The organism is Methylobacter sp., assembly GCF_030680395.1.
Taxonomy (GTDB): domain Bacteria; phylum Pseudomonadota; class Gammaproteobacteria; order Methylococcales; family Methylomonadaceae; genus Methylobacter_A.
On sequence record NZ_JAUXVR010000007.1, the window covers coordinates 169,283 to 181,624 of the forward strand.

Annotated in this window: 8 protein-coding genes; 3 read left to right on the forward strand and 5 right to left on the reverse strand. The window is 51.2% G+C overall.

The features are described 5' to 3' along the window. Positions 1-19 precede the first annotated feature (19 nt). The 5 genes from Q8L79_RS03520 to hemL form a co-directional block, all read right to left on the reverse strand. Complete coding sequence (locus Q8L79_RS03520; RefSeq protein WP_305268057.1) at positions 20-1,114, reverse strand: 5-(carboxyamino)imidazole ribonucleotide synthase; 1,095 nt, start codon at positions 1,112-1,114, stop codon at positions 20-22. Continuing rightward, the gene (gene purE / locus Q8L79_RS03525) at positions 1,111-1,659 is read right to left on the reverse strand and encodes a 5-(carboxyamino)imidazole ribonucleotide mutase (protein WP_305268058.1); all 549 of its coding nucleotides are present in this window, start codon (positions 1,657-1,659) and stop codon (positions 1,111-1,113) included. Before purE ends, Q8L79_RS03520 begins: the two co-directional genes overlap by 4 nt. A gap of 273 nt (positions 1,660-1,932) precedes the next feature. Further along, a complete protein-coding gene (locus Q8L79_RS03530) occupies positions 1,933-3,255 on the reverse strand; it encodes a DNA recombination protein RmuC (protein ID WP_305268060.1) in 1,323 nt (440 codons plus the stop codon). Between the two features lie 239 nt (positions 3,256-3,494). Continuing rightward, positions 3,495-3,914 carry a BLUF domain-containing protein gene (locus tag Q8L79_RS03535; RefSeq protein WP_305268061.1) on the reverse strand — a complete coding sequence of 140 codons (420 nt, stop codon included), beginning with the start codon at positions 3,912-3,914 and terminating at the stop codon, positions 3,495-3,497. Positions 3,915-4,111: 197 nt separating this feature from the next. Further along, complete coding sequence (hemL, locus tag Q8L79_RS03540; protein ID WP_305268063.1) at positions 4,112-5,392, reverse strand: glutamate-1-semialdehyde 2,1-aminomutase; 1,281 nt, start codon at positions 5,390-5,392, stop codon at positions 4,112-4,114. Positions 5,393-5,792: 400 nt separating this feature from the next. Between hemL and Q8L79_RS03545 the strand changes: the two genes are divergently transcribed. From Q8L79_RS03545 to Q8L79_RS03555, 3 genes are all read left to right on the forward strand, one after another. Then, positions 5,793-9,542 (forward strand): response regulator, encoded by a 3,750-nt coding sequence (locus Q8L79_RS03545; protein WP_305268064.1) that lies wholly within the window; start codon positions 5,793-5,795, stop codon positions 9,540-9,542. Then, complete coding sequence (locus tag Q8L79_RS03550) at positions 9,539-11,398, forward strand: diguanylate cyclase (RefSeq protein WP_305268065.1); 1,860 nt, start codon at positions 9,539-9,541, stop codon at positions 11,396-11,398. Before Q8L79_RS03545 ends, Q8L79_RS03550 begins: the two co-directional genes overlap by 4 nt. A 135-nt stretch (positions 11,399-11,533) precedes the next feature. After that, positions 11,534-12,295 (forward strand): ParA family protein, encoded by a 762-nt coding sequence (locus tag Q8L79_RS03555; RefSeq protein ID WP_305268067.1) that lies wholly within the window; start codon positions 11,534-11,536, stop codon positions 12,293-12,295. Positions 12,296-12,342 lie beyond the last annotated feature (47 nt).

The following is a 12,342-nucleotide window of genomic DNA, read 5'->3' on the forward strand; positions in this document are numbered from 1 at the left end:
GTAAGAAACTTTTCTTTATTTACGAATCATCAACCTGATCGGCCAGCGCGGCCAGTTTCTTGACCAACTCCGATAATTGCTCAGGGCTTTCCGCCCGTACCGTAGCATGAGCCACTTTCCGCCCTTTGCGCGGGGATTTGTCGTAAAGATGCAAATGCGCATGGGGAATTGCCAATAGTTCTTCAGTCTTAGGCAGGCCGCCGATGAAATTCACCATGGCCGCGTTGCCTACCGGCGCTGTTGAGCCTAACGGCAGATCCAGGATCGCCCGCAGGTGATTTTCAAACTGGCTGGTTTCTGCGCCTTCTATCGTCCAGTGGCCGGAGTTATGCACTCGTGGCGCGAACTCGTTGGCAACCAGTTGGCCGCCCACTTCAAATAATTCCAGGGCCAGCACGCCGACGTAATCCAGCGCTTCCAGCAAGCGGGAAATATAGGTTTCGGCCTGTTGTTGCATCGGGTCATCGGCTCGGCATTCGGAAACGCGCAAGATGCCGCCGCGATGCAGGTTTTCCGATAACGGGTAGAAAACAACTTCCCCTGAAACACTGCGCACGGCGATGATGGACACTTCGCGGTTAAACGGAACGAAGGCTTCGACGACCGCCGGTACGCCTTGCAACAATTCCCAGGCTTCTTTTAAATCGTCCGGCGACTTGAGCAGCGATTGGCCCTTACCGTCGTAGCCTTGGGTGCAGCTTTTTAAAATAGCGGGATAGCCGAGGGTGATCATGGCTTGTTCCAGGCTTTCGAAGCTGTCTATGGCCGCATAATCCGGCGTAGGAATGCCGAGTCCAAAGAAAAAGCTTTTTTCGACTAACCGATCCTGGGCAACAGCCAGAGCTTTCGGGCAGGGATGCACTTGGGTGTGAGAGGCCAGAAACTCTGCGACTTCAGACGGAACATTCTCGAACTCGTAGGTGACCACATCGGCGCGCTCCGCCAGTTGCGCCAGCAAATTCGGATCGTTGTAGTCGCCGATCAAAGGTTCGCCCAGCTTGTTGGCACAGGCATCGGCGGAGGGATCGAGAAAAATAAAGTCCAGCCCCAAAGGTATGCCTGCCAATGCGATCATTCTGGCAAGCTGGCCTGCGCCCAATACACCAACTATCATAAATCGTCCTCGGCAACTGCTCCCTGCGTTGCTCTACCTCCTGCATCCATGCAGTCGTCTGTTCGTGGGTCCGAGTGCGCAAGTACCGATTCGGTTTGCTCACTCCTGAAATTTTGTAATGCGTCCTTATATTGGACATGTTTGTTACTGATGATGGCCGCAGCCAGCAAGGCCGCGTTGATTGCCCCCGCCTTGCCTATCGCCAAGGTGCCGACCGGAATTCCGGCGGGCATTTGTACGATCGACAATAAGGAATCCATGCCGTTCAGGGCTTTGGACTGCACCGGCACGCCCAACACAGGCACGGCGGTTTTGGCCGCGGTCATGCCCGGTAAATGAGCGGCTCCGCCTGCTCCGGCGATGATCACTTCCAGGCCTTTGGCCTCGGCCGTTTCGGCATAATGGAACAATTTATCCGGGGTACGGTGCGCCGAGACTACTTCTACTTCGTGCGGAATGCCGAGTCGTTCCAGCGTTTCCGCTGCAAAGCGCATGGTTTCCCAGTCAGAGGTCGAGCCCATGATGATGCCAACCAGTGCGGTCATGTGTTACTCCTAATTAAGCAGGTAATCATAAATGTCTAATGAATTGTAGGTTGGGTTAGTCATGTTGGCCGGAATAAGTCTGTTTGAGCGGGAGCGAAAACAGACGTTTCCGGCATATTGCATAACAAGCCGGAAACGCCTCCCTTGCGCTACGCTTGGGGAGGCCTTATTCCGGCCTACTGTTCTTATCAAAAAACCGGCCAACAAAACGGCGTAGTATCGCATAAATATTGGGGAAATGTTTCTTAAGATGCCGGTAAAAGCCGATAGTTTCTAGCTCTCGTCGCTATCGAGCCCCGCCCGTTCGGTGATAGTCTTAGGAAAGGCCTTTTTGACTTTAACGCCCAGCTCAACAAAACTGCCGGCCTGGCGGATCAGGTTGCCGTTGCCTTGGGTTAATTTGTTCATCACGCCGTCATACGTGGTGTTGACGGTGCTTAACTGTTTGCCCAGTTTATCCAGGTCATCGACAAAGCCCCGTATTTTGTCGTAAACGATTCCTGCCTTATCGGCGATAGCGCGGGCATTTTCGTTTTGACGTTCATAGCGCCAGATGTTTTCGATAGTGCGTAGCGTCGCCAGTAAGGTGGTCGGGGTGACCACGATGATCTTATGCTCAAAGGCATCGGTAAATAAGCGTTCGTCCGCCTGAAAAGCGGCGATGAAGGCCGATTCAATCGGCATGAATAACAGTACAAAATCCAGCGATCTTAGACCTTTTAAAGCGGAATAATCCTTGTTGCTCAAACCCTTGATATGCTCCCGCACCGCTTCGGTATGTTGTCTTAATGCGGTGACACGTTCCAGGTCGTCTTCGGTTGAGCAATAGCGCTCATAAGCGAGCAAGGAGACTTTGGAGTCAATCACCACATCCTTGTCCTCGGGCAAACGAACGATTACATCCGGCTTGAACAGCCTGTTATCTTCATCCCGGAACGCGCCCTGCGTTTCATACTCGATGCCTTTACGCAGCCCTGATTTTTCCAGCACTTTTTCCAGGATCATTTCGCCCCAGTTACCCTGAGCTTTCTTGTCGCCTTTTAAGGCGCGGGTCAGGTTAAGGGCTTCCTGATTCATTTGCGCGGTATCGCGCCGTAACGAAACAATTTCTTCGCGCAGGGAAATACGGTCCTTGTTTTCGTTATCATAAACCGTTTCTATGCGCTGTTTGAACTCGCCGAGCTGTTCCCGTAACGGCGTGACGATATGATCCAGGCTGGTTTTATGGTGTTCGGTGAATTGCTTGCTGCGGTCATCGAAAATCTTGCCTGCCAGATTTTCAAACTGGGTGTTCAGGCGCAGTTCCGCATCCAGCAATAATTTTAATTTTTCTGCGGTATTTTTGGCTTGTTCATCTATGCGGGTTTGCAATTCGGTATTTTGGGTTTTGGTATCTATAAACAGCTGTTGCAACCGATTAAATTCGGTTTCGCGGTTTTGAAATTGCTTTAGTTTTTCCTCCAAAACCGCCAGATCGGTTGAGAGTTGCCGGATCAGGATTTTATCCTTACCGTTCAGAAGGCGCGTTAGGAATGCGCCGATCAGAAGACCTGTTAACGCCCATATCAGCGGAGGAATGTTATTGATAAAATTCATGTGTATTAATTCAGATTTGATCTTCCGGCTTTAAAAAATAGTCTCAAGTGCCTGATGACCGGTTTCGACCCGCTCGTGCAAGTGGCGGTATGTTAAATCCTGTTTTATTAATATATAAACCGATAAAATTAATCAACAAAATTATAGGTATGCTACAGAAGCGTGTATTTTACTTTGGACAAAAGGCTATAACATGCAATCGTATTTGGGGAACAAGTGTGAGTAAATTATCGCTTGATTTAGCAGCGCTGCCCATCATTTAAGATCTTAAGAAAGCCACGCATAGCATCTGTGAAAACCTTCGATTGAACCACTTCTTTACGACGCTGGCTCCGCAGTTCCATAATTTGCTCAAACTCCACAGCATCGTTGCGGGCAATGACTCCCATAGACCAACCCACGAAGATTCGTTTGTCTGTCGGCGTGATGTAAATAATTTGAGAGTTTTTGTGCCTTTGATCGTCCAAGATCTTCACATACATACGGAGCGCTGCTTGTTCAGGCCCTTCCAGAACCTGCATAAATAGACCTCCACCGTGAACAAGAACGCCAGTAATGCCGATGGCTGGATTATTTCGTCGCGACGACTCCATAATGTTCCGCACTTGCTCATCAGATATTACATCCGTGGACTGGCTAAAGTAGAGAAGTCTAATCATGTAGTGTACCGTTTGGTCAGGGTAAACGCATTGTACCACTCATCCAAAAGGTCTCACTTGAACGGCCCCTAATGGTTGATAAACGGACAATTTATCGTTTCGGTTATTGTCCTGTAGAAAGCTGAACACTCAGGGCGCGCTCCAGCAACAAAAGAGCGTTTTAATAATGATCAAAATGTTGCTGCCTCAGCCAAAGGTTACAAGCGCTTGAATATGGCTTCTGCAATATCCAGTGTTTTTTCCAGGTCTTCATCGCTGTGCGCGGCCGAAACAAAACCGGCTTCAAACGCTGAAGGCGCCAAATAAACGCCCTGTTCCAGCATGGCATGAAAAAAGCGTTTAAACAGGCTTTGATCGCACTGCATGACTTGGGCGAAGCCGGTCACTTGCCTTTCTGTACTAAAAAACAGCCCGAACATGCCGCCGACGCTGTTGGTGGTCATCGCGATACCGGCCTGACCGGCGCGTTCTTTCAGGCCTGAAGTCAGCTTTTCGGTTTTTGCGGTTAACGTCTCGTAAAAACCGGGCTGAGCGATCAATTCCAGGGTTTTTAAACCGGCAGCCATCGCGACCGGGTTGCCGGACAGCGTACCGGCCTGATAAACCGGACCGAGCGGCGCAAGACATTCCATGATTTTACGCGAGCCGCCGAATGCGCCGACCGGCATGCCGCCGCCGATGATTTTGCCCAGCGTGGTTAAATCGGGATTAACATTATAAAGCCCCTGCGCGCCGGTTAAGCCAACCCTAAAACCGGTCATCACCTCATCAAAAATCAGTACACTATTATATTGGTCGCAAACTTGGCGCAAGCTTTCCAGAAAGCCGGGCACAGGCGGAATACAGTTCATATTGCCGGCGACCGGCTCGACGATAATGCAGGCGATTTGTTCACCTATTCCGGCAAACAGCGCTTTGACCGAATCGCTATCGTTGTAGGCCAGGGTGATGGTGTTTTCAGCGACTGAAGCCGGTACGCCGGGAGAACTAGGTACGCCGAACGTCAACGCGCCGGAACCGGCCTTGACCAATAAGGCATCGGAATGGCCATGATAACAGCCTTCGAATTTAACGATTTTATCCCGGCCGGTATAGCCTCTGGCCAAGCGAATGGCGCTCATGGTCGCCTCGGTGCCGGAACTGACCATTCGGACCAGTTCGATCGACGGCATCAGCTCGCAAACCCGTTTGGCCATCAGCGTTTCAATTTCGGTCGGCGCACCGAAGCTCAGGCCTTTTTCGGCAGCCTGCTTGACCGCTGCAATGACTTCCGGATGGGCATGGCCCAAGATCATCGGCCCCCAGGAGCCGACATAATCGATATAGCTATTGCCGGAACTGTCGTAGATATAAGCCCCCAGGGCATGATCGATAAAAACCGGTGTGCCGCCCACGCCGCTAAAGGATCGTACCGGCGAATTCACGCCGCCTGGAATTACAAGTTTTGCATCGGAAAATAACGCGGTTGCTTCAGTCATGGTTTTTTTTATCGCCAAGGAGGTTGTGTATGCCGTAAGCCTGCCGAGAGCGGGCGGGGCGTGAGTTAAATTTATCGCGTAAAGGATAGGATAACTTTGCAATGATTGAAAGTTTATCGTTTCCTATTCAACAATCGTCTTGAAAAATAACGCTTTTAAAGTTACGCTCTGATTTGAGTAGCGGATAATATCGAGTCGGTGGAAAACCGGTCATTATCCGATGACTGCCGGGATGATGTTTGCCCTCGTTTCACACCGGATCGACACAGACATTCAAGTTTAGTAACAGACAGAAAATAGCCGCTTTATCGCCGTCCGAAAAGAATGGTGATACCCTGCTAATCAGGCTATTATCCATGACCTCTATAGTGATAAACAGATAAAATCAAATCAGAGATTTATGTCAACTCCATTGTCGCCGCCGGAATACCCGAAATGTAATTTTCTGTTCTCGTTAGGGATCATCATTGCAGTCATTGGTGTTTGCGAAACGCTGGTTATATGGCTGCTTGATGCGACTCGGCAATGGGGAATTGTATTGTCACCATGGCAGGATAACGTTTTTAACATCACCTTGCTGACGGTACTCAGTTCACCGCTGTTGTGGTTTCTGGCGGTACGGCCGCTGGCCTTGCAGATCGTTCGGGACCAGACGACGTCCAATAGAGAGTTGCTGGAGGCTCTGGAGAATCACGTCCTGGTCAGTATTGCCGACGTTCAGGGGCGTATTGTCTATGCGAATGACATGTTCTGCAAAGTCTCCGGTTATACCCGGAATGAACTGGCCGGACAAGATCATCGTGTTGTGAACTCAGGCCATCATGATCGGGATTACATCCGCAACATGTGGAATACTATCGCCGGCGGCCAAGTATGGCGCGGGGAATTTTGCAATCGCAGTAAAGACGGGGAATTGTATTGGGTGGACAGCACTATCGCGCCTCTGCTGGATAACACCGGCAAGCCTAAGCAATATATTTCGATACGCCGGGATACGACCAAGCGAAAAGCGAATGAATTAAAGCTGACGGCGCTTAAACACGCGCTGGACGCCAGCAGCGAGATGATTCTTATCACCAATGCGGAGGGACTCATTCAATACGCCAATCCGGCGCTGTGCCTGTTCACCGGCTGGCCTGAGGATGCGCTGATGGGGCAAAAACCCTATGTGCTGGATAGTTCTACCGCCGATCGGCAAGCCCTGTCCGATATGCAAAGCAGGCTTCATTGTCGCGAGCCTTGGTCAGGTCGGCTGTTGTGTCGCCGTCGAGGCACCGCTTCCGCTCCTGACCTATATCCTGTAAGCAATGTTTCCGTAGTGGCGCGCGAAAATGATAACTGTAACTCCGGGCAAGCCGTTGACGACGCGCTGGAATACTGGGCCAAGACCAATATTACCCCGATTCTGGCCGCAAACGGCACACTGTCCGGCTACGTACAGATTCAGCATGATGTCAGCAAGCAGGTCGAAGAAGAAGCGGCTTTGCAAATCGAAAGCGACGATACCGCCGCCCGTCTCGCAATCTCCGAGGTGCTGCATCAACCCTTGGCGCTGGAACAACGATTCGTTCAGGTTCTGGATATTCTGTTCGGTCTCAAGTCTTTCGACCTGCAACGCAAGGGCTGCGTGTTTCTACGGGCGCCGGACGATGATTGTTTGGAGAAGTTCGTTGTGCACGGCAACTTTGACTGCATGGAACAGCGCATAGATTTTGGCGACGGCCTGTGTGGGCAAGTCGCGGTTTCAAGAAAATTTATTGTTTCCGATCATTGCTGCCTACAGGATATGGGTAAGCGTGAGCTTTGTTGCGACCATCAGCCCCACGGCCACTACATTGTGCCCATCGCTTCCGGCGAGGACATTCTCGGCGTATTGTTTGTTTTTACTGATGTCTACCCTGTGCAAAACGAGCCCCGAGTCGCAATGCTCAAGGAAGTAGGCGAAATGATGGCGCTCGCGTTGCTCCAGAATCAGGCCAATGCCTCGCTGGAAGCTGCGCGTGATGCCGCCTTGCAGGTCGCGCATACCAAGACCGAGTTTCTGGCCAATATGAGCCATGAGATTCGCACGCCGATGAACGGCGTATTGGGCATGCTGGATCTTTTACAGGATACGCAGCTGTCTCGCGAGCAATGGGACCTGATCGATATTGCGTCAAATTCGGCGGAATCCCTGTTAACCATCATCAACGATATTCTCGATTTTTCCAAACTGGAGGCCGGTAAAATCGAGTTGGAGCAGATTGAGTTTAATCTGCCCGATTTAGTGGAAGAAGTTTGTACCTTGCTGTCCAGTCGCGCCCACAGCAAGGGCTTGGAATTAAACTGCTTTCTGCCGACGAATTTACCGTTGCGTTGGCAGGGCGATCCCACCCGAATCCGTCAAGTGCTCACCAACCTGATTGGCAATGCCGTTAAATTTACCGAGCAGGGAGAAGTTTCCGTAACAGTGTGCGCGCCGAAAAATGACGATACCGGCGCCGCAGCTGTTTCCGATAAGTGCTCGACAGACACGCCATCCTTATTGCGTTTTGAAGTGGTCGATACCGGTATCGGCATTACCGCAGAGGCGCAAGCGCGCCTGTTTCAGGCTTTTTCACAGGCCGACAGTTCCACCTCCCGGCGTTATGGCGGTACCGGCCTTGGTCTGTCCATCAGCAAAGACTTGGTTGTGCTCATGGACGGCAACATCGGTGTTGAAAGCGTTTTGGGACAAGGGGCAAACTTTTGGTTTACCTTGCCTTTGGCGGCGGTGGATAACGAGGCTCCGGCCCCGCAGGCTAATTTTTGCGACAAGCGTGTTTTGATAGTCGACGATAACGCTACCAATCGCATGATTTTGACGCATTACTTAAGCAACTGGGGCTTTACTTTAAGCGAAGCAGACAACGGGCCCGCGGCGCTCGCTGAACTCGAAGCCGCCGCTTTGCGAAACGAACCTTATGATTTGTTGCTGTCGGATATGCAAATGCCGGACATGGACGGCTTCGCCCTGGCTCGGGCCATCATCGGGAAGCCCGCCATTGCCGATACGCCGCGCATTCTTTTATCCTCAGGCAGTATCGGCTCGCAAGTCGAAAGACTCGCGTCGGGATTTACGCAAAGCCTGTTAAAACCGGTACGACAATCGCAGCTTTTTGATGCCGTTATCGATGCATTACAGCTTCCCGGCCAGAAAACCGCTACAGCGGCCAAGATTCAAGAGGTTCTGCCCAATTACAGCGGCAAACGGGTGCTGGTGGTGGAAGATAACAAGGTCAACCAAAGAGTGATACTTTCTCAGCTCGCCAAGTTTCAGCTTAAGCCTGATTTGGCCAATAACGGGCAAGTGGCGCTGGATCAGCTGGAGCGTAAAGCTTACGATCTGGTGTTTATGGACTGTCAAATGCCGATCATGGATGGGTACGAAGCCACACGCATTCTGCGTGAGCGGGAAATAGCCGCAGATGACGGCAAACCAGGAACGTCAATCATCGCGCTCACCGCTCATGCATCGGCAGGAGAACGCGAAAAATGCCTGTCCGCGGGCATGACCGATTATCTTAGCAAACCCGCCAGTCGATCCGATTTGGCAGTGGTTTTGGCGCGCTGGCTGGGTGAACCATCCGCACCTGAAGTCCCGTCGATGGCGATGGATAATCCTGATCAAAGGGAAATCTCCCTCAGTCCCCCTTTGGCAAAGGGGGACGCCGGAGAAGACAGGGAGATTTCAACAGCCTGTTGGGATGAATTTTCAGCGCTCAAACGGCTGGATGACGACCATGATTTATTGTTCGAGATGATAGATTTATTTCTCGAGGAAGCGCCTGTGTTTATGGCGGAATTGGCTGACGCCCTGTCTCAAACCGATCTCCTCGCGTTGGCCGACGCCGCTCACGCTATTAAAGGCATGGCCGGACATTTTTGCGCTGAAAAAATAATCAGCCTTGCGGTAAAGCTGGAACACGCTGCCCGTAAAGCGTCCGCTCCTCGGCAATTGCCCCTGCATGGCTCTACCTCCTGCATCGATGACAGTCGTGCTCACGCCACTTACCTACATCCTGTAGGCAACGCCGCAGATACCGATTTTCAATTGATGGTTAATGACTTGACCCGGTCTACGGTAAATTTAGTCGAGATTCTGCTACAAAGAAAAGAACAAAATCAATGAATACCGAATTCAATCTTAATGAATTAAAAGCCGCCGACCGCTTGCCTTCCCCTTCGGGAACGGCATTAGCTATCATGCAGCTTGTGCAGCAAAGCGATGCCACCGTACAGCAGGTGAGCCAGCTGGTTAAAGTCGATCCTGCCCTGAGCGGGCGTATTTTGCGCTTCGCCAATTCGGCAGCTTTCGGGGCCAGGCGACCCATCGCCGATGTTCAAACGGCAGTCATGATGATGGGCATGCAGACAGTGCGCAACTTTGCGTTGAGCCTTTCGTTGATCGGCAGCAACAGTAAGGGGCATTGCCCGGAGTTTGATTATGAAGCTTACTGGTCGCGATCCCTGGCGATGTCGGTGTCGATCGCAGCGATCACTGCCAGGGAAGTCACCGTGGTTCCTGCAGAATCGTTTACGCTGGGACTGCTTAGCGATATAGGCGGTCTCGCTCTGGCAACCGCCTGGTCGGAGATCTATGGCGAATGTCTTAGTATGGCAGAGGGCAAACAGCTTCTTGCTTTGGAGCGCGAACGTTTCGCCATCGATCATAACGCCTTGAGCTTAATGTTGCTGGCCGACTGGGGGTTCCCGACGGTATTTCTGGACGCGCTGAAACTGAGCTTTGAGATGAAAGTAGCAGGACTTACTCGAACCGACCAGTTTGCCCGACAACTGATTTTCGCCCGACTGATCGGAAACTACTGTGTGGCCGATGAAGCCCATCGCGCCGGGTTGTTGCCGTATTTAACAGAGGAGGCCGATCTTCATGACCTGGACGAACCTGCTTTGCTTGCGTTTATCGACGAAACAATAGAACTTTGGCATGAGTGGGGAAAGTTAATTGACGTAAAAACGGATGCGCGCCAGCCTATGCTAAAAACCGTTGATACCGTGGAAGCGGAGTTGTTGGGTTTAAACCTGTTGCTGGTCGATGACGACCCGATGATGCTGGCGCGGCTTTCCAAGCAGCTTGCCGCGGCGGGGAATCAGGTTGCGGTGTGTCGCAACGGGGAATCCGCGCTAAAGTATGTCATTGAGCACAAGCCACAATTGGTGATTACCGATTGGCGCATGAAACCGATGGATGGTTTAGCCCTTTGCAAGGCGCTACGCGCGTCGGTTTTTGGTAAAAACATTTACCTGATTATGCTCACCTCCACGGAAGATGAAGATGCCCTGGTTGAAGCTTTTGATGCCGGTATCGACGATTATGTGACCAAGCCGATCAGCCTGCGCGTGTTGCTGGCGCGGCTCCGGGCCGGGCAGCGCATCATCACACTGCAAAATGAACTGGAAAAAGAGAGCCGGGATATCCAACGCTATACGGCCGAGCTGGCAGCAGCGAACCGGCGGCTTAAGTCTATGGCGAATACTGACGTACTGACCGGCCTGCCCAACCGGCGCTATGCGCTTAATCGGCTGGAACAGGAGGCGGCGACTGCGCTACGCTTCAAGCAGCCTTTGAGTGTTTTAATGCTGGATTTGGATCATTTCAAATCAGTCAATGATACCTTGGGTCACGACGTCGGCGATCAGGTACTGATCCATGCGGCCAACCTGATGCGAGCCACTGCACGTACCAACGATATAGCCTGTCGTTTGGGTGGCGAAGAGTTTCTGATCATCGCCCCCAACACCGATGGCAGCACAGCCTTATTGTTGGCCGAGCGCATCCGCAATTCCATCCAAAAAAACCAGCCTGATGGCGTCGTACTGCGTTATCCGGTTACCGTCAGTATTGGTGTGGCAGGCTCTATGGGAGCCAAGCCAAGTTGGAAAGAATTGATGAAAAGAGCGGATAATGCTTTATATCTCGTCAAACAAGGCAAGCGCAACGGCGTGCGGCTGGATTCATCGCCCTAAGCTGGCGATAAGGCGACAATGCAGGGCGAGGGTAGTCGGTAATGCATCCATTATGCAAAACCGGCTTGTCTTGCCAATAGTAGTGGTTGAGTTATCGTGACTTCAACCTTATTAGGATCAACACGGGACTATACAATGAATGTATTAGCTGTCTATAGCATCAAGGGTGGTGTCGGAAAAACTTCGAGCACGGTTAATCTGGCGCATACAGCCGCCCGTAGCGGTCACCGTATCCTGGTTTGGGATCTTGATCCGCAGGGAGCCAGCAGTTACTATTTTCGTGTCAAGCCCAAGATCAAAGGCGGCAGTAAAGACTTAATCGCCGGAAAACGCGAATTGGACGGCCTGATTAAAGGCACCGATTTTGAAAATCTGGATTTATTACCGGCCGATTTTTCTTTCAGAAATCTGGATTTGGTTCTTGATGCCAAGAAAAAGCCAACCCGACAACTTAAAAAACTCCTGAAGCCCTTGGCAGAAGAATACGATTTTATTTTTCTCGACTGCCCCCCCAATATTTCCTTATTATCCGAAGCCGTTTTTGAGGCCGCCGATATATTATTGTCGCCGATCATTCCTACCACGCTGTCGTTAAGGACACTTGAACAACTGGAAAAGTTTATCGAGGATAATGACTTGCATAAGCTAGAGCTCATTCCGTTTTTTTCGATGGTCGACCGGCGCAAAAAAATGCACCGGGACATTATGGTCAATCTGCTTGAGACGCATCCCGGGATTTTAACTACTGCCATTCCCTATGCCAGCGATATTGAACGTATGGGGCTGGAGCGTATGCCACTGGGAGGCTATACCAAAAAAAGCCAATCCACGGTCGCTTACGATGCATTGTGGCAAGAAATTCTGATTCGCGTTACCCACTCGAAAAGTAAAATATAACGGCAATAATGAAGCCCGCTTACACTACCTTATTCGCATCAACCTCT